Below are 25846 nucleotides of genomic sequence, written 5' to 3' on the forward strand. Positions count from 1 at the left end.
GTGGGTAATGCCACTCCTGGTCCGGACGCGGCTGGTGCGATTCCGGTCTATGGCCAGATACTGGTCAATTACGGCAAGACGATCGAGGAAGCGGGCAAAGCGTTCTCCCTCGGCGAGGATCTCTACGCCCAGTGGATGCTCGGCAACTATGTGAACGAAGACGCGAAGGGTAATCCGGGCCCATACAAAGGACCGCTCAGTTCCGATCCGAACTTCGGCAAGAAAGACGACAAGAACAATCAGACGCCGCCGCCGGGCACCCAATATCAGGGTCCAGGTGGCGGTGGCCAGGATTCGGGAGGGTCGTCGCAGGGCGGTCCGAACGCCGGTGGCCCGAATTCGGGTGGTCCGAATGCAGGCGGCCCGAGCGCAGGCGGCCCGAATGCAGGTGGCCCGAGTGCTGGTGGATTGAATCCGAAGGGACCGAACGCCGATGACACCGACGGTCAGAGCACACCGCCGCCTTCGAATTACGCACTGTCCGGTTCGCCGTCGTCCCGCCTGCCGAATTCCGGCGGCGACAGTTCGGACGACCCGCTCGGCTCGACCACCACATCGGGTTCGCCGCTGACCGGCATGTCCCTCCCGCCCGGTGCGCTCGGGCTGAACGCATCCGGGTCTGCCATCGATCCGGTGACCGGTTTGCCGGTGGACAAATCGGGTGCGCCGATCGCGGGCGGCAAGGTCGGCGGCGGCGAAGGGGCTGGCGGTAGTGCCGCAGGCAGCCCGCGGGCACCGTTGCCGGGGTCCGCGTTCGATGGCGAGAAATTGGCGTCGAAGAACGTCGGCGCCGGCATGCCTACCCGAGCAGGCATGCCCGGCGGAGCAATGCCCCCCGGCATGCCGAGTACGCCTGGTAGCGGCGCCGCAGGTGGCGGCGCTGCCGAGGGGAAGAAGAAGGGGCGTGGTGAGCGTCGTAAGCCGTCGCCGCTCCCGGATGAGGTCCAGGATGAGCCGGGCACGGATGACCCGTGGCAGCGGTCCGGCTGGCCGATCGGTGGTCGGTGATGTCTGTTCCCGATGCGATCGCGCAGTCCGACATCACCTTGCCACCCGATTTGCACTGGTTGAGTTGGGTGGCCGGTGGCGCGTGGCCCGAGGGTAGCGAGAACGGCATGTTCGCGCTGGCCGATGCATGGTCGGAGGCTTCGGGTGATTTGACGGGGCTGGTCGACGAAATCAAAGAAGCCGTCACCGATGTTTTGCATGCGTATGCGTCGGCGGATGCTGATAACGCGGCGATGGTGCGGACGCTGAAGGATTTGACCAAGGAGTCGAACAACTCGTCGCTGCAGTCGATCGCGGAGTCCTTGAAGCAGTTGGCGAGTTCGTGCGACAAGGTTGGTTGCGCGATCCAAGAAAACAAGATCATGATCATCCTCGGCTTGCTTCAGCTATTGGCCGAGATTCTGTTCGCGTTGTTCTGGCCGCCGACGGCCGGGCCCACGATAGCGGCGGAGATCGCGTGGACCAAGCTGGTTTTCCAGTGGCTGAAGATAATGCTGCGCGATATCGTGCTCGCTGCTTTGCGCGCCGCCGCGCTGCAGTCTATCCAGGATATCCTGATCCAGCTGGGCCAGATGGCCGCGCATCACCGCGAGAGTTTCGATGTCAAGGAATTGGGACAGTTCGCGCTCGGTGGCGCGGTGGGTGGCGCATTCGGTCACTTGTTCGGCAAACTGGGCGGGGATCTGACCCGTCTCCTCGGCGGGAAAATGGGGTTCAACCAGAAGTTCGAGCACATTGCGGCCGGCCTCGTGCAGGGCGGGGCCGGTGGTGTCGGCGGCATGATCGGTGGCGGTCTCGCCAACCAGATCGCCAACGGCGGCCCATTCGTGCTGGATCCGAGAATGCTCGGCGCCGGTGCGGCGGGCGCGTTCACCGGTGGTGCTCGGGGTTGGCGTAATTCGAGTGTCAAGGTTCATATCGATAATTTGCCGATGTCGAGTCTCAAAGACCGGCCGGGTGGTCCGCCCGTCGGTTCGGTCGGCAAAGACCTCGGGAATCCAGAACAGAATCTGAAATCGCCGTCGAACAGTCCGGCCTCGTCGGTCAAGGCCGGTGATCCGAGCCGGGCCAACGAATCGGGCAGTACGAACGGGTCGAGCCGTGCGAATGATTCGGGCAGTACGAACGGGTCCAGCCGTGCGAACGACTCGGGCAGTACCAGCGGGTCCAGCCGCGCGAATGACTCGGGCAGTACGAACGGCTCGAACCGCGTCGACGGATCGAGCAATACCAACGAATCGAACCGCGGCAATGGATCGGTCCATAGCGACGAATCGGTCCGCAACGATGGATCACCTACCCGGAGTGAAGCATCGAACCAAAGCGCGGGATCACCGCGCACCGGCTCAGAGGGCGATTCGGGGCAGTCGAATCGTCATGGCGCGACTCCACATTCGGGCCAGTCCGATGGGACGACGACACAGTCGCCCAAGTCAGGTCTTGGGCGCGGCGACGGCGCACCGGCACCGGCGGGCCAGAATCCCCGTGCGGCCGGGGCGGCGGCGGGAGCCGGGACGACGTCGAGGCCCGTCGCGGACTCGGTGTCGCGACCGTCCGACTCCAGCGCATCCGGTGGGTCGCGCGCGCTCGGGGCGGATCCGAAAGGCAACGGCGGCGGCCGCGTCCCCGACAATGTTCACGCGGAGAATCAGTCCGCCGCAGCCGCCCCTCGGGACAAGTCATCGGGCGCGGAAAACAAGTCGATGGTCGCGTCCGAGTCCCCGGTAGCGGAGAAGCCGACCGCGAGCTCGTCACGCAGCGATGCGTCCGCACGAAAAGAAGCGGACAACACCTCGCAGCACAGCTCGGCCAACGCGAAACCGCATACCGACGGGGCCGGCGAGAAGCCGTTGACACCGGATACGAAGGTGAAGGGCGGTGATCCCCATGACGGGAAGACCGCCGACACCGGCAAGTCGTGGTCCGAACCCCGGTGGCGCCGGATCGACGCGAGCCTGTTGGGTCCGGTGTGGCCGGGGACCGGCGCATTCCTGAAGGAACTTCTGCCGCTGCAGCAGACGTGGGCATTGCTCAAGGGATTCAAGACTCCGCATGAGGCTCGCGAGCCGTACCGGGCGCACGAGGGCAGCGATCTACCGTTGCGTCCCCGCTTCGGTCAGGAGAACGGAAAGGTCAAACCGCTTTCGCGGAATACGAATTGGCTGACCGCGGACGAGCGGCCCGAGCATCTGTACACGGTCGACTCGGCGGGGAATTGGTCCAAGGTCTCGGGCCGCGCCGACGACGCCGCGTCGGTCTCGAGTAAGCCGGGGTCCGACGATGCCGCGTCGGTCTCGAGCAAGTCCACATCGGTGCCGACCAAGTCCGACGACACCGCGAAGGACGCGGGTAAGTCGGAGTCGAGTAAGTCCGACGCAGGCGGCGGCGCGGGTAAGGCTCCGTCGGGTAAGACCGTCGTCGGAGAAGGGGGCGGAACCCCGGAGATCCCGCTGCCACGGACGGGGCCGCTGTTGAAGCGGTGGGCGAATCAGACTGCGCCGGTGATGCGGACGGTGGTCGGTGACCACGAAGGCAACTGGTATATCAGCGATCTGCCGCACGAGTCGTTTCACAACGCCGGGGTGTACGTGGCGTTCAAGGCCGCGTTCGAGGACGGGCGGATGACGGCCGTCTTCGACGAGGCCGGCGCCTATCAGCCGGCCCCGGCGCGAGTCAGGGACGCTTTGAAGGACCTGTACGCAGGGCTCGACCACTATGACCAGCGCGGGCGGAAGTACACCGAGGAACAGCGGGAAGGGTGGCCTCCGGCGGCCGACCGGAACGACCCGAAGCCGAAAGACGGGAAAGAGACAGACGGCGAGACCAAGAGCCACACGAACACAGAGACCGACAGCGACAAGAAGCCCGGCGGTGACCGCGGTGATACCGATACCGGTGCGCACGGTGCCGAGAAAGTACCTGCGGCTCCTAGGGAGTGGAACTCGATCGCAGGCCTCGACGACCCCAGACTGTTTTCCAAGGACGACTATGGCAAAGCCAGGGTAGAGGATGCCGCCCTGGTCGTACTCGGCGACGAGAAGCACGCGTACTACGTCTGGCGGAGCGAGAACGTTCGGTCGGGTGCCGGCGGCGAGCAGACGACCGGTTGGCGGCGGGCCGACGACGGAACAGATCTGTCGTCGGGTGACGTGGCGAAAATCTTCGCCGATGCGAGCATGACTCGGATTCGGGTGCCCGGCGACGCGAAAGTAGAGTTGCCTGCGCATGGCACGCGCCCACCGGGCACTGCGGAGGCGGCTGAGGCAGGTCATTCGTCGAAGGATGTACCACCGCTGGACGAGCCGGAAAGTTCGCGGGCGCACGATGATTCGTCGATCGGGGCGAAGCAGGGCGACCTTGCGGAGGCCGAGGGGACGGGGCAAGGAGAGCATCAGCCGGAGGGGATTTACGAGGCCGAGGCGAAGCATCTGCTCGATCTGTACGCGGCCGGCGACTGGAAGAATCTGACGGAGCAGCAGCTGGCCGAAACCCTCAGGGGCAGTCGCTATTTCGATGCGGGCGATACCCGGTACGCGGATGATCCGTTCCGGCCCGAGTCGGTAGCCAAGTATCGGGATTCGGTGCTCGCCGCGATCGAGGTGGTGCGGCGGGGGACCGTCGACGAGGTCCCCGGCGGCAAGGTTTTGCGGCATACCCAGGTGCAGGGCGCGTTGGCTATGCGGCACGGCCCCATCAATATGGATGCCGGCGAGGGCAAGACACTGGTGTTCCTGGCGGATGCGTTGTTGCGGGCGGCGTCCGGTGAGCCGGTGCAGGTGTTGACCACCATGGACCATTTGGTGGAGACCGCCGAAAACTTGTATCGGAAGGTCCTGAAGTTTCCGGAGGTGGCGCCCTCGGAAACTTCAGAATCGGTGAGCCCGTATGGTTTCAAGGTTCATCGGATGGACCCGGACAAGCCTTACGAGCAGGTGGTCGATGGTGAGCCGACGATCTATCTCGGGACCGTAGACCAGGCGGTCTTCGCAAATTTGCGCGGCTTCGAGGCGCCGGTCCACAAGGTCGTCGTCGATGAGATCGACATGCTCATCCATGGTGAACAGAATTGGACCATTTCCAACGGTGCGGCCGATTTGGCATCCGATGAGGTGCAGGGGCAGGTCGAGTACGCGCACAATTTCCTGAAGACCCAGGTGGAATCGAAGGTGCTCAGCGAGGCCGATTTCGGTCGACAGGCCGGGCAGGCCGGCGGCGGCACGAAGCTGACCGAGGCAGGCGAGCGCAAGGTCAGGGAGCTGCTGACCGAACACGCCGCCGACGAGGGCCGCGTGCTGTCGGATGCTGAACTCGATGCCACGGTGGCGCGGGTGACCATGGCGGCCTCGGCCCGGTGGGAGTTCGTCAAGGGCGACCACTACATCGTGCGTGACGGCAAGGCCCTCATTCTCGAGCAGACCGCGCACAAACTGATGCACAACGCGGCGACGTCGACCGAAAGCCGGTGGAACAGTGGTCTGGCGCAGGCCGTTGAGGCGTTGCACGGACTGAACATTCGTCAGGACACCACGAGCTCGACGAGTAAAACCGCGGACGAGTTCTTCAACACCAGGCACGGGAACGTGCACGAGTTGTCCGGTGCTTCGGGCACGGCGAAGGGGGTGTCGCCGGAGCTCCAGCTGATGGGTATGCCGGAGGTCGTGGTGGTGCCGCGGCTGGCGAAGCTGGAACTGCTCACGCACACCGCCGAGATGTCGCTGACGCAGTCGGAGAAACACGCGAAGATCGCCGCTGACATCGTCGACACCCACAACGATGGCGCCGGTCCGCCGCAATTGGTGATCGCGAACCGCAACAGCGAAGTCGCGGTGCTGTCGGAACTGCTGAAAAGCCAGCAGGTCGAGCATATCGCCATCGACGCGGATTGGTTCTACGACAACGGAATCCACGCGGAGGCGCGGCTGCTCGATATCTTCGCCGAGGCCGGAAAAACGGGCAAGGTGCTGATCATCAACCGGCAGGGTGGGCGCGGTGTCGACATCCCGGTCGAGGAAAAAGTCAACCAGGAAATGGGTGGCCTGCACGTAGCCATCACCAGTAAGTCGCAGCTGCGCGATATCGATATCCAGGCCGAGAATCGTACGGCGCGTAATGGTAAGCCGGGCAGCGTTACCTACTACGAGGCGATCGACGACGAACTGTATGCGCACGCGCCGACGGCGCATGGTGTGACCATCACCCGCTACCAGGAAGCCGAGACCCGCTACCGGGCCGCGGCGCATGAATTCGAGGTCGCCGAAACCGCACACCAGACCGCCGAGGCCGACCATCGCGCCGCCGAAACCGCGTTCCAGGCCGCCGATTCCGGCGCCCGCGCGGATGCTCAGGCCACGCGCGACCGGACCGAGGTCGCGCGTAATGAGGCCGAGATCGCGCGCAATGCCGCGCTGGACGCGCGTGCTGCCGCTGCGGCAGACCGTCGGATCGCCGCCGACGCGGTGCTGCGATTGGCCCCGGTCCTCCAGGCGCACAACGCCGTACAGCGCATGGCCGCGCACGGTGTGGTGCTGCCCGACACCGGTGGCCCGATGAACAGTCCAGTGCTGCAACCGATGTCGCAACCGGTGGGCACGCCGCAGCCGATACCCGAGCAGCAACCCCCGAACGGCGCTGTCCAGCAGCCGATTCCGGACGGTCCGGCGATGCGAGTGGACGAGCACGGGACGTCGTTCCACTATTTCACCGACGACCAACGCGGTGCGGTCGATGTGGTGGGCCGGATGCTGCCGTCCGGTGAGTACACCGAAACCCGGTATTTCGATGATGGCCGCGTGGTGACCGAGTCGAGCCGAGCGGTGACTACCACCGACCCACACGGGAACACGATCACCACCAATCACGGTGGAACGATCCGAACCGCGGTTCTCGACGGTCGACTGACCACGCAGCACAGCGGTGCACCGCTGATCCGGCAGATCGCGACCGACCCCGACGGCACGCACGTCTGGGTTCGGTCGCTCGACGAGTCCGACCTCGGTTCGCAGGCCGATCTCGTCATCCCGACGGCAGGCGAGGAGTACAGCGTCGTCGGCGACGATGGTGTGGCACGGGTGATCACCGTGGACAACAGCGGCGCGGTGGTCGCCGCCGATACCCACGGTGAATTGCTGGTCCATATCGCGCCGCTGTCACATGCCGATCGACTGGTGAACAGCGGTGTGCGGCAATCGATTCCGGGCTGGGACGCGCTCGCCGGTTACCCCGAATTCTTGCAACGTCTTGCGCAGCGGTGGTATCTGACCGCCGGTCTGCGCACCCGACTGGTCAACGGCCTCAGTGACGGCAACTGCGCGTTCCGCGCGGTCTTGCAGTCCGAGTATCCGGATACCCGGAAAGTCGGTGAAGCCGGCTCGGATTCGGCGACCGCCCGCGATCGAGTGGCCGCCGCCGAGTACATCGCGGGCCATCCGGATGAATTCATTCGCTGGTTCGGATTGGTTGAGCCGCTGTCTCCCGAAGATCGGGAGCGGCTCCCGGAGCTTGCGCGATCGGCCGCGGAGACCATCCGCAAATCGGATTCATGGTCCGACGATTACCACGACATGGTTATGCACGCCTTGTCGCTGGTGAAGCGGCGGCGCATCATCGTGCTGGCCGATGGTCAGCAGCACACCTTTCCGCCCGACGGATCGCTCGACCATACCGAGCCGTTATATGTCGCGTTCGTACCGTCCGACCCTCGATCGACCACGAACAACCATTATCTGGGAGTCCAGCGCATCCCCGAGCACGTCGCGCCTGCGCAACCGGCGCACAGCGGGCGTGCGGCAGCGGCCGATGACTCGACGGTTCGCCTGATCGACACGGAAGAGCCTGCGGCACAGGCGGTTTCCGAGGAGCCGGCCAGCGACGAAGAGATCCCGCTGATGCTCCGGATGCGCACGCCCGAACGGTTGGTGGAAGCTTTTTCGTGGCAGGACGACGAGGTAATCTCGGTACCCCGCAATTGGGCGCAACGAGTCCAGCCGACCGGCGCGCTGTTCACCAATGAGGGCAGGCTGATAGCGCCGTACCCGGACGGCTTCTTCGGGTACCACGAGCGGATTTTCGACGCCCGAAAAGCATTCGTATTCGGGGAGCAGTCAAGTTGGCATCGCTTGGTGTGGGGGCCGGATGGCGCCAGCGGATATGTTTCCGAGGAGGCGCTCGCCAGGGTCGGCTACTTTCCGGTCAGTGAGGTCAGAGAAGGGTACCTCACCACGGGATATCGACTCGGCGAGCGGAATTCCGTCACGGTGCCGGGCCCGGCCGGTCCGGTGGAACTCGCTGTCGGCGAACAAGTTTTCGTCGAACCTCGCGTCCAGCTGCACGGTGCGTTACTGGTGCATCGGCGCAACGACGAGACGGCGTGGGTCGACTCGTACGCGGCTGCCGAACTGGGCGTGTGGCGTCCGCGTCCACTCGATGGCCCGCTGTGGTGGCGATCAGGTCCGACGGCGGGTGACATTGCGCGGCTTCCGCATACGGCCGTGGCGGAACTGCACAGCATTATCGGCGCCGACCTGACCAAGGTCGGCGGGATGCTGCGGATACACCACAGCGATCGAGCCGACGGCCACGCGCAAGCGTCGGTGACCGCGCCCGAGCTCTTCGACGCGAACGGTGTCGAGCGTCGCGGATTCCGTAGCGTCGAGGTCCTCGTCGACGGGCAATGGGCGCCGGTGGATTGCCTCACCCTGCTGCCGTATCAGAACGGCGCGCCGATCTGGCCCCACATGATCATCGAGGCGCACCGGGCGGTCCGTGCGCAGGCCGCACTGTCGGCCGAGGACGTCACGCGTTGGTCTTCGCCGGGGAGCACCGAGGCATCGGGAATTGCCGAGCTGCCGGAAGCTATGCGCGCGGCGGCTGCTGCCCGCGCGACCGGCCGCGAGCAGATCGACCGGCGCATCGCTGCCCTCGCCGACGAGCTGAACCGGCCGGTGGACGAGCTGCGTCAGCACCTGGAGTCCGAGCTGGCGGCCGCGTTCGCCGGGCCGGATATCGCCCTCCGGACCACCGAGGACGCCCTCGCGGACGTGCTGGAATCGGGTCGATTCAGCACGCTGTTCGAGCACGGTTCGATCGATGGCGACGCCGGTCTGCGAGAGCTGGCCGCGGACGAAGCGCGGATGTTCGATATCCCGCTGACCGGTGTGCGACCCGAGGACCGGCCGATCTACGGCTATCTGCGAGTCGGCGGTGACCGCCCGGCCGGGGACGACTATCCCTCGCAATTCGGCGAGAACGTGCAGGTAATACTGAAATCCGCGACACGGGAGCGGGCCACCGCGTGCGTGGGCGACGCCATCGAAGACCCGACGAACACTTTCCCGTCGTCGCTGGAGCAGCCGCGCGCGGAGTCGTTCGGCCTGTTCTCCCCGGATGATGCGCAGCGGGCCGTCTATCGGGGAATCGATCGCGATCTGTCCAGGCCGGAATTCCAGCGCGACGGAACAGTTCAAGTGCAGATTCATGGCGGTGTCGTCCTCTCCGACATCGACCACGTGGTCTTCCCGGATAGTCCGGGACCAGATCTGGTGTCTGCGCTGCGTGCTGCGGGCGTGCCGTGGAAAGTGTTCCGGGCCGGCGCGACCAGTCCGGAGATTCCGGCCGACCATGCCGCCTTCTTCGGCGCGGTGACCGAACCGGTCGAGGTCGGGTACTCGGTTGTGGTGTCCGCGCCGGATGTCGAGGTTCGCTCGGCGGGAAACCGGTTTGCCGCGCCTGCGGACCGGGCCCTGCGCATCATGTCGGCTTCGGCGGACGGGCTCCCCTTCCAAGTCACCGGATTCCGGGAAGCCGCAGCGGTATTCGCGCGCCGAGACGCGCTGGTCGCCAGTGGATATGTGCTGCGGCGGTCGGACGGTACCTGCCAGCGCATCGACCGGAAAACACGGGTCGCCGTGGGCGACACCGTCGTTCAGGCGGTGCCGGCGCTCGACACCGACGGCACCCAGCGGTACGTCGTCCGCGGCGTCGAATACTCGGTCCGTCCGGTCCGCGACAATCCGGGTCTGCTCGAGGTCGAGCACGACGCGGTGTCCTGGCGGTTCGCTCGCGTCCACGCGGAGCGGGCCGGCCTGGCGCACCCTGGCGAGCTTTACGAACGCTGGCTGGCGTCGCCGGAGATCGACGGGCCCGAGTGGGGTGAGCTGGGCGAGACCCACCAGCTGGCGGACGTCGCGGCTGTGCTCAGTGATGGTGGAACTGCGGACAGTTCGGATCCAGGGGAGGTCACCGGGTCGGTCGAGGCATGGCGATGGTTGAGTGCGAACCCCGGGCGCGAGTTGCTGCTCGGCGACGCATTGCAACACAGGTTCACCGCGGTAGCGCAGGCGGACCGGATCCTGGTCCGGACCGAGGCCGATCATTGGATCGAGACCGATATTGCGCAGCTGGGACACCTGATCGCGCACCATGGCTTGTCCACGTTCAAATTCCAGGACGAGCACAGCGTCGAGGACAACCGCGGCACGGCGGCCGTGGCAGTGCCGCGAAGCCCCGAGATCGACGTCCGTGCGGCCGAGATCATCATCGACACCGGCGAGCGCCGGCCTGACGCCGACGGTGCGCCGGTCGAAACCGGATCGTTGCCGCCGACGGCGAACGCCGCGGTCGCGCACGACGACGTGGTCGAGTCGGATCCGCTGCTCGATTTCCTGGCTCCGGCCGGAACACAAACGTCACGGGTAGCGCGAACTCGGCCGCTGCCGCACCGAATGCGTTTGGGCCCAGCCGAAGTCACGGACGTGGCGGGGCAGCGGATCTCCGCCTTCGCCGACCGCGTATTGCCGGTGCTCCGTGCCACGGAATCCGGGCACTTCGAGGTGATGGGAGCGGACGGCGTTACCGGCGTGGTGAGCGCGGAAGCGTTGACAGCGGCCGAGTTCAGGTACTGGGACCAGGAGGCCAACGACTATCAACCGATCTCCGCGGCGCCTGCGAATGCTACGGAGTTCGTCCGGGTTCGTCGGATTCCGATGGCGGCGCAGCAGCCGCTCGACCTGATCGACGGCGAGCGTTACGACGTCGTGCTGGACGCCTCCGGGGAGGTGCGCGTGCATCACGGTGACGACGTTCGGTTCGCGAGCCCGGAGGACGCCGCTGCCCTGGGATTACACCTGCCGTCGCGAATGGCGGGGCCACTGTGGTCCGGCGCACCGAAGCCCGAGGACGTTCCTGACGACCTCGGCGATCCCGAATTGGTTGCGGCACTGCGTAATCTGGTGATTCGGGAGCCGGCCGCGGTGGCCGGCATGATCCAGCACAACGAAGACGGACGACCCTGGTACGACGCCGAACGGTACTTCGTGTTGCTGGTGGACGACGAAGGCCCCGCCTGGTTCGAGGTCGACCGCTGGAGCTATCCAGGACCGGACGGTCGCCCGACGGTCGGTGCGGATCAGTCGATTTGGCCTTTCCTGATAAAGCGCGCCTACGACGCTGCTCGCTACCCCTTCATGCGGGGCGACGAAATGGTCGCCGCCGCACAGCTCGGCCGCATCGAAACATGGCGCCGGGCAGTCGATTTCGGGGACATCGACCCGCTGCTCGAAGCGGCGGCAGCTGCGGCGACGCCCAGTGATTCGGCGGCTGATCGGCCGTTGCTGAACGCAGGTGCGGGGGCGTCGGATGGTCGTGCGGTGCGGTCGGTGCTGGCGGGGCTGCGTCCGCCGGTGGCCGGTGCGGTGTGGGAGTCGCAGCCAGGGGTGGGGAACAACTGCATGTGGCATGCGTTGGCGCGTGCCCTTGATATCGGTGTCGATGATGCTGGGGCACATCGGGATTTCCGTGCCGGAGTGGTGCGGGCGATGCTCGCGGCCCCGGAGAAATACGTCGGCGGGTTCATGGGCGCGGAGCCGTCGATGGCCGTGCGCGTCAACGCCTTTGTCGAGCAGTTGAATACATTGTTGGTTGCCGGTGCGGTGAACCGTCCGGCGGCTGACACTGTGCTTCCCGCAGCGGATCGTTCGTTGCCGGTGGCTGCGGAGGCTTTGGGCCTCAACCTGGATGTCTACTTCGAGAACGGGTCGGTCGAGCGTTTGCGTTTCGGCCTGCCGAGCCAGCAGGCCGTCGCATTGTTCCGGGCAGGTGTTCGTGACGATGACGGGCACTACTGGGTAGCGGTCGACAAGGGTGGTGCGGTCGCCGGTTATCGGCCTGGGCTGGGTGTTTCCGAGGTGGTGGGTTCGGGATACCGAGCGCTACGCGGCGGCACGGATAGTGCCACTGCTGCTGCACTGCCCGGCCAGATCACGCCACCGGATTTCCCGAATATATTGACGACCGCCGGCTCGTTGGTGGATGCCGGTGAACGAGCCAGGGAGGTGGCTCAGTGGTGGCGCGACTCCGGTCGGCAGTGGTGGAACGATCTCCGATTCGAGAGTCTCGCACCGGAAGCGCAATATCGGCTGACGACGAAATTCCATCGGCTGCGCAAGGTCGACGGTATACCCGCCGAGGTCCGCGACATCTTGAATCGCAGTTATCTCCGGTCCGAACTGACCAGGCTCGAGGCGGCCCACTCGGGCGGTCGAACGCTGAATTCCCGTGAGCTGAAGCTGCTCTCGGTCGTGCGGCAGATGAGCAGAGATCTACGCACCGCCGAGGATGAGGCCCGGTTGGTCGCGGACCTGTCGGCGATCGCAGTGCCGCCGGTCTATCTGTTGAAATTCGAGCCGGGCGCGTTCGGTGGACGCGGTTCGGCGGTGGTGAGTTTCGGGAATGCCGACACCGCTGGTTCGGTGGCCTGGCATGTGCCCTCGGCCGAGCTGTCGCCGTCGTCCCTGCGCGGCGGCCTGGTCAGCGGCATGGACCTCTATGCCGCGGCCAAGCAGGAAGACCTGGACGCGGCAACGGCGACCGTGGTGTGGCTGGATTACGACGTCGCGAGCGAATCGGGGACGCTGACGAAGGCAACCCGCTGGCTGTCCTCGCCGGGACGCTCCGGCGTTCGCCGCTTGCGGGATGCGTTGCGCGCGTTCGGTGCCGCCCACGATCGGGTGGCGGCCGGCGGGCGGGCCCGTCGGGTCGGGGTGTTCGACGACATGTGGCACACCGAATCCGAGGTCAATAGACTTGACCGTCCGCGTAAGCATCGCCTGGACCAGCCGCTGAACAAGCACCTGGCCCAACCGCGCGCCTCGGTGCTGATAACCAAGGACGGGATCGAGTTCTCTTCGCAGGAGCCGAGATCCAGGGGCAGGCGGATAACGCTGCCACGGGGTATGACCGTCGCGATCCGCCCGCACGAAGCCAAGCCCGATCACGTCTGGGTGCGCGATCTCGCCGACCGTAATCCCGAAACGGGCTGGCACGCAGTGGGATCGGCGCGACTCGGTGCGGTACTGCCGACCCTCGAGCGGGTCGACGGCGACTTGTTCGGCCCCGATGGCGTTCCGCACGTCGAGGATGTGACGTGGGGCGATGCCGTCGAAGGTGCCGGAACCCATTACCTGCACGCCGATCTGCGTTCCTTGGCCGGCGAGCGGCCGGGGTGGATCCGTCGGCTGGTGCGCGAGCGCTCGGACGGTAATTTCGAGGTGCGATTCACCGAACCGGATGGCGGCGTGGTGCGGGTCGCGGTGGACCGGCAATTCTATGCCTATGCCGGTGCGATGGCTTACGGGGCACATATCCCGGGACAGCCGCTGTGGCCCGCGGTGATCGAAAAGGCTTGGGCCATATACCGCGGTGAGAATATCGGTGCCGACAGTGAACGCGGCACCGACGCGGATGCGCCCGAGCCCGTTGGGGCTGTCGCCGCGCTGCGGCCCGCGGGGTTGTGGAATCCAGCGGGACGAATGCTGCCGACCCGGGGTAGCGCAGACCGGAATTTCGCGCATCCCATGCGGATGGGTCGCGACGTGCTGCATCGGTGGCTGAACAATCAGGCCGCAGTGGACGCGCTGGCGGATTGCGCGAACGCCTGGCACGTTCGGCTGCGGCTGTCGAACGATCGCAGGTTCTGGGAGGACGCGCGCGCCGCCTTCGCCGGTGCGCGTGACCCCGGTGCGGCCGTCGCGCAGTTCCAGCGGTGGCTCGAGGCCGGAAACATCGAGGACGACGCACGTTTCGCCACCATGCTGTGGCAGGCGTTCGGCGAACGGTTCCGCAGTCTCGGTCAGCCGCTGCGGCGGCTGCGGGCCCGCCTGATCGAGTTGAACTGGGGTGCGTCGCGCGCCGTGTCCGAGGTCATCGAGGCCATCGACTCGGCAAATTCCGATCCCCATCCCAGGGCGTACTTCGCGGAATGGCTGCGGCGCCACGATGTGGCCACGGCTCACGGATTCAGGATGTTCCTGCAACAGCGGTTGGGCGGGACACGATTCAACGAGCTCGCGGACTCCTTGCGTCCGGTGTTGGATGCCATGTCGCAGTGGGAATCCGATCAACCGGCGGAGGATTCCCCGCACACCCGATGGGTTGGCAGCCACATCGGGAACCTGTGGGAGCGCAGCGAAAGATTGGTCGTCGGAACCCGCCCGACCTGGGTGACGAGCCCATCGGATACCGGATTGCTCGGCGACTACGGGTACGAAGTGTCGGAGGTGACGGTCGACGGGACAACCCGCGAGGTGACCACCGTGCACCTGACCGATCCGCGCGGCGGCACGGTCGAAGTACCGCAGCGATACTTCAACCAATTCGTAGTGTTCTCGGCGGCAGGGCACGGCACTCGGCGTATGCGCGTTGCCCACCAGGTGGAGGTTGCGCCGTCCGTCGATCAGGAGTCGGCTGAACAATCAGATTCCGTTGGTACGCTTGGTTTTTCGGCACTACCCGTCGCGCACCTACGCGGGCAGCAGAGCTTTGTCCAGCTAACCGATGCCCGGCGTGAGCGTTATCGGGTGGTGGTCGGGCCGGACGGGCTGCTGTATCGGAACGGTGGTCTTTTCGACACCACCTGGGGCGCGCCGATGGGGTCGGGTAACCCCGACCCGGATTCGGCGGGGCAGTGGCATCAGAACCCCGCCAACCGGCGTGCGTTGATGGTGATCGACCAGTCCGGCAACATCTTCGCGATTCCGGAGAGCGCCCAACGACCTGGTGCACGCATTACCCATGCGTCCCTGCTGGATGGTGGACCGGCGGTGGCCGCGGCGCAGATCGAGGTCTATCAGGGCGTGCTGCGGATCATCGCGGACCGGGGTGGGGAATATGAGCTCGGCCCCGGATTCAATGACGGCGCTCTTGCCCATCTGATGACCGCCGCCGGACTGGTGCTGCACCGCGACTTCCGGCATGTACTGCCTGCTGTAGACAACCCTGACCTGGATGTCGATCGCACCTCGGAGCTCCTGGCCCGGCCCGATATCGGGCCGACCCTTCATGCGCTGCGTGCGGCTGCTCCGGCGCCTTTCGGCGGGCCGATTCCGTTGGTCCCGAACGGCACTCGGAACAGGGGGCGGGCTCGGATAAAGGGACGTCTGGGTTCGCGGATCACCTTGCCGGATCCGGGTCTGGTCACCGACGAGGGTTGGGTGCTGGCACCGCTACCGGGTGGCGTTTTGAACTATGTCCGCAGTGCCGCGACTTACCGCGAGGTGGGCGGTGTCGGCTATCTGCGGGTGACCGGGGCGAACGGGCTCGGCTGGGTTTCCCAGGACCTGCTGGCCGCCGCGGGGTACCAGGAGCGGGCGGATGTCGCGCGGCTCGTCCGGTCGGTGACCGTGCCGGGCCCGGACGGTCCCGTGCAGTTGTTCGAACACGATCGCGTCGTCGTGAGCAGGGACGAGGCGGGCTCGGGCACGATGGTGCTCCTGCGCGACGGCGGTACCGAACGGGTGCGGATATTCGACGATGCGACCGCTGCCGCGTTGGGGCTGCGGCACCCGAAACCGCTCGGCGATCGCTGGTGGGCGGAACCGGTCGGCCCGGTCGTCGCCGACCTCGCTCATCTTCCTGGTTCGCCCGCTGTCGAGCAGCTGCGAAACCTGGTCGCCGCCGATCCGAGGGCGATCATGAACATGGTGCGCCGCAACGCCGACGGCGGCATCGATGTGCATCTCATGATGGATGGCAGGCCGCAGTGGCTACGGGTGCAGCGGTACACCGATTTGCCCGGCCCGCAAGATGATTCGGGATGGGGCGACCATCCGACCTGGCCTGCCCTCGTGCTCGAGGCGTACGCGCTGGTGCAGGCGCCGGGGATACAGGACGCCGATCATTTGGCGATCTCCGATTTCGACGACCCGAAGTTCATCATGCGTACGTTGCCCCTGTTCCGGTCCGCGGCGCAGCAGGACGGGTTGGCGCGCCGGGTCGAGCGGTGGCAGGCCGGTATTCCCGACGAGGGATACGACCACGCCGTGGATCACCAGGGCTACAACGGTGGTTTCGACGAGGTGGGGCACCTTCGGCCCGGTGCGGGGGTCGCGGTGTCCGGCGGTCGGCCGGTGCTGCGGAATCCGGAAGATTTGACGTCACAGGGCACGCTGCGCCAGATCGTCGGCTCCATGCCGCGTCGTCTTCTTCCGAACGGCCCGCTGTATATCGAGGTCGAGGGGGAGCTCGGGACCGGCTGGGTTTCTTCGCACGTGTTGGTCGGCGAAGGGTATGCCGGAGACGGCAACGGGCTTTTCGTCCGAGCCATGAGCGTGGCCGATGATCTTGATGGGTCAGGGGAATTCTTCCACGGTGGCACGGAGTCTCGGTCCGATGGTTCCGCGGGCGCGCGGCTGCCGATGAGCGGCGGTGTGCATCCGTCGGATGATCGTGCGCGGCAGCCGGCGTTGCCCGGGGCGCCCGCACTGCAGCCGGGCACCGTATGGGAGTCCCAACCCGGGACCGGGAACAACTGTTTGTGGTACGCGTTGGCGCGGGTGCTGCAGGTGCCGGTCGAGGACGAGGCAGCGCACCTGGACTTCCGGCGTGGCGTGGTGCACGGGATCTTGAATCCGGATCCGCAAGGGCCCGATATCCAGACGTACATGGGCGACTACCAGCCGGAAGCGGCGGGGGCGGGCCGGGAGGCCCAATTCCGGCTGGAACTCGCGGAGTTGCTCGAACCCGGGCAGCACAGCCAGCGAGCGGCGGATCGGCTGTTGCCCGCGGCGGCGCGGATGCTGAATATGAACGTGAACGTGCATTTCCACAACGGGACGTCGGTCGAGCTGCGCTACGGCGGGGACCTGCCCGCGCGGACAATCTTCCGTGCGGTGGACGAGGCAGGCAACGGTCATTTCTGGGTTGCGGTTCCGGAGGATCGGCATGCCTGGGCTGAGGTCGAGGCGACGCTGCTGCGTCCGGGAGCCATGCGCCATTTCCCCGTGGACCGGAACGGCAGGTTCCTGGTTCACCCGTGGAATGTGTGGATGGGACTCGATGATCCCAACGAGGTGTTGCTGCTCGGGAGTGCCGGAACTCATCGGTACACCGCGTCTTTCGGGCCGGATGAACAGGTTCGGATCGTTCGCTCCGATACCGGGCTCCCCGTGCAGTGGGATTCCGTTTTCCTGCAGCAACTGATCGCTCGTAACGACTTGAACGAATTCCGCATCGGCACGCTCCGAACGGTTGGCGTGCACAGTGCTGAACCGGCGCTGCCGATGGTGGAGTCGCCGCTGTTGTCCGCTACCGACGAGGTGCTACCGGAGGGGGAACCCGATCTCGGCGAGATCGCCCCGGCACACACGCAAGGCGCACTGTGGCAGGACGCCGAGAACGCGCTATTGGCGTACCTGAGCACGGAGCGGGTCTCGCTCGGATCTGCCGAGAGCTGGCTTGCCGATCACTCCGGCCGGATCCTGTTGCTCGGCAGCCCAACTCATCATTGGTTCACCGCGTTCGTCGGTAGCGACGATCGACTTCAGGTCGTCGACGCCGCGTCCGAACCGGTCGAGCTGGATGGTCGCGGGCTGCCCGGTTTGGCCCGCGACTACGGGCTGCTGCAGACAAGGGGCGGCCTTGCGCAGGAGGGAACCTACGAGCCGCGATACCGAGTGGCGGTGGTTGCGCTCGATATCGAGGTAACCGCGCTGGACAACCGGCGCTTTATGGTGCTCGACAACGCGCCACTGCGCGTCGGCCCGGTCTCCGTGAGCGGCGATTCGCTCCTGGTGGGATTCGACGACGGTGCGAGAGCGTTCGTGCACCGGAATGTGCTGCGGCAGAGCGGTTTCGTGGCGCGCAGGCCCGACGGCGGCTTCGCCGACCTCGGCCAGGTGGCGGCCCAGGCCGGTGACACCTTGGTGCAGGCGGTGCACGCGCGGACGCACGACGGTGCCGCGTTCTACGCGGTGCGGGGCGTGCGGTACGCGGTTCGGCCGGCGGCGGCGAACTCGGACCTGCTGGTGGTCGAGGACGGCGATCAGTCGTGGACGCTCGACCTGGCCGAGGCCGCGCGGGCCGGGCTGTTGTCCCCCGAGGTCGTCTACCAGCACTGGATAAGTGCGCAGCCGATGGTCGGAAATGACTGGCAGACGGTCGATTTCGAGGAACCGGTGACCGAAGATCTCACCGGCTTCGGCCTGCTCGGGTTGCTGAGCGGCGGTCAGGAGGTCTTGTTCGGCAACTCGGCGGAGCACCTGTTCAGTGCGGTCCTGCAGTCGAATCGGATGCTGGCCCGTTCGGCAGACGGACGTTGGATCGTGGTCGACGAAAGCCAGCTGCGGCGGCTGATCACCGAGCGGAACCTGTCTGTCGTCCGAACTCGGCAACCACGGCTGGCGGACGGGAGTCCGGCACCGGTGGCGCCGTCGATCGAGGCGGGTGCACCGGCCGCCGACGTGGTGTCCGCGCCGCACCTGGCCGACACCGTGCCATCGGAGGTCGACGGGTCGTACCCGGTCGTGCCGCTGGCGCCGGAGGTGTGGGTTACCGCGCTGGACGGTCAGCAATTCATGGCACCCACCGATACCGACCTGACGATCGTCGCGGTGAACGGGGCCTTGCTCACCCTCGCCGGATTCGTCGGCGACAGCACCGCCGCCATCGGTCAGACGGAGCTGTTGCGGCACGGTTTCGCGCTGGCCCGCGCGGCCGGTCCCATGATGCCGTTCGGGCGAGAGGTACCGGCGCCCGGCGACCGACTGATACTGGACGTGGAGGTGACCTCCGTGGACAGTGGCGGGTGGTATCTGCCACGGGGCGTCGAATACACCGTTCGATCGGTGCCGGGCAGCACTGAGCTGCTAGAGATCCAGTACCTCGACCAGATACTGACACTCGACCGGGCCGAGGCGGCGCGGTTCGGACTGGTGCCCGCCGAGACCGGCTATCACCGCTGGATCAGTGCCGACCCGATGGTTGGTCTGCCATGGGACGACCTGCCGTCCTTGCGAGCCGACCAGCAACTCGACGGCATCTTCCTGTGGCATCCCGATGGCCGGACGAACGTCCTGCAGTGGCTTGCCGAAAATATCGCCCGCGAGTTGCTGCTCGGCACCGCCACAACACACCTGTTCACCGTGGTGTTGAACTCGGATCGGATGCTGGCGCGCACGGTCGACGGTCCATGGAACGAAGTGGACGCTGAGCGGCTGACGGCGCTGATCGCCGCCAGGAGTCTGACCAGGATGCACACGTGGAGTGAGGTGTACCAGGAACTTTCACACAGTCCGGTTGCCCAGTCGGATCCCTACTCGGATCCGGACTCGGAGCAGCTGTTCGAATTCGCCGAGCCGACGGCGCTGGTTCCGTTGTCGCCGAGGGCATCGGTGTACAGCGTGGTTTCCGACCATCCGGACGATGTCGCGCCGGATGTCGTCAGCGAACCGTATTCGGTGACCGTGGCCATGGCGGATACCGCCCTGACGACATGGGATTCGACGGTGCGCGTGTCCCCGGACCGCAGTCTGCGGGTCGTCGAGGATGCCCGACGCGGCAGCTCCGTCGTGGTCACCGGACTCGCCGACGGCCCGGTCCGGGTCGATGTCCGAGAGCTCGAATCGAGCGGTTTCGTCGTGCGGCACGCGAACGGGCGTTTCACGGAGTTCAATGCCGCGACCGGGCCGCGAGTCGGCGACACCCTGGTCCGCGCGGTGCCGGTGGCGACCGAGTTCGGCCCGACGCTGTTCGTGCTGCCGGATGCGGAATACACCGTCGCACCGGAGCCGGGCAATCGATCCTTCGTGCTTGTCGAGCACGGTGGCATGCGGTGGACAGTGCACCGATTCGCGGCCATGGCGGCCGGCTTGGCGAATCCCGCCGCCGTCATCGAGCAATGGCTCAGCACCCCGTCGGGACTCGAATGGCCGTTCCTCGCAGGCCAATTGGGCCTTGGATCGGAGTTGACCATCGGCGCTGGACCGCTGCGCCGCCCGAACATCGAGGGCTGGCTGAACGCCAATCCCGGACAGCACCTGGTCCTCGGTGACGCCACCCTGGGCAGGTTCACCGCGCGACAGCAGGGGCTGCGAACCCTGATCGCCGCGCAGGACAATCGCTGGATCGAGGTCGACCGGCGGCAGCTGAGCGAGCTGATCCAGCGTGCGAACCTGTCCGTTTTCCGCACCTACGCCGCACCGACCGAGACCGCCCCGGACGCGTCAGGGCAACCCGACGAGAATGCCGCCGACACCGTGGTGGCGGACGGCCCGCCGCACGTAGTTGATCCGAATATCCCGATGCCGGAAGGCATTCGAGTGATGGTCGGACAGTCGATCGACCGGTTGCAGTTGATGTTCGCGCGCTCGCGGGCCTACGCTCCCGACTCCTTCGCCGCGCGGGACATACGGCCAGGGAGCCTGGCCGTCTTCCTCTACGGTCCCAGCGATTGGGTGGTGGCAACCGAGCTGGCGGACGGTCGCTTCCAGCTCGGGCTGACCACCGACGCCACGGCTTGGCCGGAGCTGGTTCCGGATCGGCAGCCGCTGGTGATCATGCGCGGCGAGCGGGTGCCGGTCGGCGATGTCCGCCTCCGGCCGCCGGGGCCCGACCTCATGGCGCAGCCCGTCCCCACCGCGGCCGAAACCGTCTCTTTGCCGGACGCCGCCACCGAAACCGTCACCGCTGCTGAGGTATTCGCCACTACCGATGGTGCGCAGGCTGATCTCGATCCGTCGTATTCGGTAATGCTGAGTGCGGAGCACGGTTTTCTGCCCACCCCTGACGGCGAGTTGGCTGTGCTCGCCGGGCGGATCCTGAGCGTTGTCGAGGATTCCAGAAGTGACGAGTCCATCCTGGTCGATGGAATCGACGGGCCAACCGGTGAGAGCGGGTACGGCCCGGTGCGACTCGAGCTACCGGTGTTGCACGCCGCGGGATTCGTTGTCCGGCAAGCGGATGGCCGTCTCGAACCGATCGGCGCGCATACCGGACTCCGGGCGGCGGACGGCCTGGTGCGTGCGGTCGCAGTCGATCTACCGACCGGCACGCAGTTTCTGCTTCCCGGCCAGAGTTACACCGTCCGAACGGATCCTGACCACGCGGATGGCGTGATCGTCGAACACGGTGGGACGTCTTGGCCGATGACACGGTCCGTAGCCGAGAGTGTCGGGCTGGCGCGTCCCACCGTGACCAGATCCGAATGGTCGATGCTGGGCGAGACCGTCGGACGGCCGGTCGTCATCCCATCGGACGCGGACGGTCACCCCGCTGTCGAGGCCTGGCTGAGGGCCGTGCCCGACCGAGACCTGTTGCTCGGCGACGAGCACGGATGGCAGTTCGCGGCGACGTGGCACCACGGCCGACTTTTGGTTGCCAACATAGAACCCGGTGACGTGGGGGCCATCGATCATTGGATCGAGGTGGACAGCCAGCGGCTGCGCGAGCTGATCCAGACGTCGAACCTGACCGTATTCCGTCCTTATGCCGAGGACGAAGAGGACATCTCCGAAGCCTCCTGGCCGGTGCCCCACACTGCGGACTTCCAGCCGATCAACTTTGTGCCGCAACAGTTCTCGGTACTCGACCAAGTCGGATCGACACCGCATCCCGACGCCGCTCGGCTGCATAGGTATGCCGTCGGGGTGCATCCGAACGGCGGGTTGTACTACCCGAATCGTGGTGCGGAAACGCTCCAGCCGGTCGATAACCGGCGCGCGGGTTTCGACTACCGGCTGTGGGTGCTCACCGCGGCCGGTGAGCTGCGCGTCGTCGATGACGCGGCCGGACCCGCCACCTTCGCCGCATTGGCCGGCGGGGAGCCGGTACTCGCCAATGGTTACGTCGAGGTCCGTCGGGGCTCGGTGCGTTCGTGGACCGATGGTCAGACCGGTACGCTCAACGGGGCGGCACGGACCGATGTGGTGCTTTCCCATCTCCTCGACCGTGGCCTGATCCTGGGCACCGGCTTCCAGATCGGCGACGACTTCAACACGGTGAGAGCCGATGCCGCGGACCCGTACAGCACGTTCGGGGAATTCGATCTGACGCCCTACCTGCCGCAGGGGCGGTCGTGGCGGGAATCCGCCTGGTCGATGCTGAGCAGGGTGCACCGGCAGGGGAACTTCCGGGATCTGACGATATCCGACACGTCCGCCGCCGCGTACAACACTGCGCCGGTGGCGGATTGGCTGGCGCTACGTGGCCCGGAATTGTTGTTGCTCGGGACGGCAGAGAGTCATTTGTACACTGCCGCATACGAATTGGATGGCAGCCTCCGGGTCTTCGCCGATCGCGTACCGGTCGATATGACGGGTCGTACCCTTTTCGACCTGATCGGGGTCCATGGGCTGACCGAGTATGTGATGGGTACGCCGCGAGCGGCCGATGCCGAACCAGAAGCACAGCCGGTGCCGGGTGCGGAATTCCGCAGTGCGGAACAGTCGTTGGGATTCCACCGGGAGTTCGATGGTCCCATCGATCCAGAGGACTTCGATTCCTGGTTGATGTCGAATGTCGCCGACGGCGCGCTGCTGCTCGGTGCGGACGGTCAGCACTGGCTCACGGCGTTCGTCGGCGCGGACCGCCGGACCTGGGTGGTGGATTCGAGCAATCGTGTTGTCTACCAAGAAAATGGCCGGATTGTCGATCTGTACCGCCGGCTTCGGCTGACCGAGTATCGGGCCAGTCGAATGGACGCCCGGCCCGAGATCGTGCCGGACGAAGAGGCGGCGCCGCGCTACGCGCCGCCGGCGCCGGAGACCGAGGTCGAGCAGTCGGCGCCCGCCGAACTCGCGAACGAGGAGCTCGGGCAGGTCGAGCCTGCAGGCAACGAAGACCAGGTCGGTAATCCACCGGATTACCCAGCGGGGGAAGGCCAGAGCTGGGCGGCCGTACACGAACTCCGACCGGATGCCGTGCTGGTCGATATCGCGGACCAGATCGACGGCGCGCCGGCGCTGCTGCGCTGGCTGGCCGGGCACCTCGGTCAGCAGGTGCTGCTGGGTGACACGGGCCGCCACCTGTTCTCTGTAGTGCTCGAGCATCGGCTACTGCTCGAGACCGTCGGCGGTGGTCGAATCACGGTGGGGGAGCAGGCATTACGTGATCTGATCGCCGCACGCGAGCTGACGGTATTCCGCCATTGGGCTCGACCTCGGGCACGAAGGGCAGCAGGGTCGCGGCTCGTCGAAAGAATCTTCGGGCACCGAATCCCGCGCCCCGCACGCAGGCACCGCGAGGTTCCGCTCGACCGTCGGCAGCCGACGACCAGTAGTTCCAGCGCGGACCAGGCGCGGACGACCGGCCGTTCGTGGGCTGATCGGCCGCAGATGATCGATGGCGCGAGTGCGTCGGATGGTCGCGAGCTCGGGCCGGTATCGGCGGAGGTTCGTCCGCCGGTGGCTCCGGGTTCGGGGCATCAGGTGTCGCGCGGCGGTGCGCAGTCCGCGATGTCGACTCCGGCAGCCGCACCTGAGGAAACTCTGCTCGCCGATCCCACCGACATCGCGCAGACGTCGCTGAATGACGACGGCCACGAGCAGCCGTCCGCGACTGTCGAATCGTCCGCGACGGCATCGCCCGCTGCCGTCGCCGAGAAACTCGGTCGGCAGTTCGCGCAAACATGGCGTTGGTTGCGTGACCAGAGTGCTCGGATTCCCTCGATGTACCCGATGGCACCCGATGACGAGCGGGTGGTGCAAGGAATGCGGTCGGCCGCTGAGCGGCAACTGCGGCCGAGACAGGTATCGCTGATGCGGCGTGCGCTGGGGGCCGCCGCGCATGTCGCCAACGATATGGCAGCTTTCGGTCTCGCGGGACCGGACTATCCGCGCGGAACGAGGGTATGGCTGTTGGGCCGGGAGCGCATTTATGCGGCAATAGTGTTGCCGGGTGGCATGTTCCGTATTCACGATCCGAATCCGGCCGACACAGATCCGGGTCGGGATGCGGTCGTGGTGGATTTCGCCGGTTTGGCACGCTTTGCCGAACTAGCCGGTGACCCGACGTTTATCTATGACTCGCGCGACGCTATGGAGGCTTTGGCAGGGCAGGTATTCGCGGAGAGCTTCGAGGGCAGCGACCTGCACACTGTGGACGACGAAGGCGCTGGTCCCGGGTACTTCACCGAGCTCGATGGCAACGGGGAGCTGTGGGGAAACAGCGGACTGCCCTCGTTGTTCGACGATGCGACAGTGCCGGTGCGCAACGGAGATCCGTATGCCGGGCGGACGAGGTTCTCGTCGGTAGTGCCTGCCGACCTGGCGGTGCAGTACACGAGGGTGGGCCAGCGTCCGAGCATGATCGGTGCCACGGAGAAGATCGTGGTGATCGATGAGGTCGGTGACGCCCTGGTGCTCGAGCCGGGTGACACCGTGCGGTGGTTGGATCCGAGTTCCGATGGTGCGCAGGGGTACTCGCTCCAGCTGGGTTCGGGTTCGGGTTCGGGCCCCGTGCACCGGGTGAATGCGGGCCTCGTCGCCTTCTTCGACTGGGCAGTCGAGCCGGATGGCTCGCGGCTCGGCACACCCGCCCGTGATCTCGAAGATCAGGAATCCGAAGATCAGGAAGCCGAACCCGTGCTCAGTCAGCTGCTGTTCGCCGACGCCAGCGGAAACGCGAAACAGCTGTACGAGAGTACCGGGGTGTTCATCCGTCCGATCGCGGTCGACCGGTGGGAGATCGAGCACGAGACGGCCTCGGTCGTGGTCCCGGCGGCCGCCGGACGCGCGCTGGGTATGAGCCTGCCGGTGCGCACGCATGATGGCCCGTTGTTCTCGGCAACCGATGGTCGGCCGACGCCGAGCGTGGATGATCCGAGGGACGGGTCTGCCGGGGTGAATGGCGCGCTGGTGTCCGCGTTGCGCGCGATCGCCGAGGCGGATCCGCAGGCTCTGGTGGGGATGCTGCACGAGTATTCCGACGGCACGGTCGGGGTGCGGTTCTTCGTCGATGGTGCGCCGAAGTGGGTGCGGGTCGATCGCGATTTGGTTCACGATCAGACGTCGGGCGAGCCGCTGTACATAGACCACGCGGCAGGCGAGGCGCTGTGGCCCGCGCTGGTGCATAAGGCATATTCGATTCTGACCGAGAGCGTCGCAGGCAAGTCGGTGGTGTCGGTGCGCCCGTTCGGACCGCCGATCGATTCGAGTTCGATTGCGGTGTCGACGATGCCGGCAACGAACGTATCCACAGCAATGGTGGGTCAGGCGGCCGGTCCATTGTTCGGCCCGAGGGGGCCCGTCCAGCGGGACGTGGCGCAGGGCCGGGCCGGCGATTGTTATCTGCTTGCGCCCTTGCGGAGTATTGCCGCGCGTAATCCTGCGAGGATTCGAGAGATGATCCGCGAGAATCCGGACGGCACGGTTTCGGTGCGATTCTTCGAGAATGGCACGCCGCGGTGGGTGCGGGTCACCCGGGAGCTGTATATCGATGCGAACGGGAGGATGATCTATGCGGCTCACGATACGACGCATGCGGCGTGGCCCGCGCTGATCGAGAAGGCGTACGCCGTATGGAAGGGCGGCAATTTTGCCGATATAAACGGCGGCAATGCCGGGCGGGCATTGGC

At 66.3% G+C, this 25846-nt stretch carries 2 protein-coding genes (1 of these 2 only partly in view); both read left to right on the forward strand.

The genetic code is table 11. The features are described 5' to 3' along the window. The gene (locus ABZ942_RS40815) at window positions 1-1008 is read left to right on the forward strand and encodes a hypothetical protein (protein ID WP_357391629.1); all 1008 of its coding nucleotides are present in this window, start codon (window positions 1-3) and stop codon (window positions 1006-1008) included. Next, window positions 972-25846 carry the 5' portion of a C2 family cysteine protease gene (locus ABZ942_RS40820; RefSeq protein ID WP_357391630.1) on the forward strand. Its footprint extends 10972 nt past the window's final position, so 24875 of the gene's 35847 nt are visible here — the first part of the coding sequence; the start codon lies at window positions 972-974; its stop codon lies beyond the right edge, outside the window. The genes ABZ942_RS40815 and ABZ942_RS40820 overlap by 37 nt, the downstream gene beginning before the upstream one ends.

Origin of the sequence: Nocardia sp. NPDC046473 (genome assembly GCF_040645995.1) — a bacterium.
In the GTDB taxonomy this organism is placed as follows: Bacteria; Actinomycetota; Actinomycetes; order Mycobacteriales; family Mycobacteriaceae; genus Nocardia.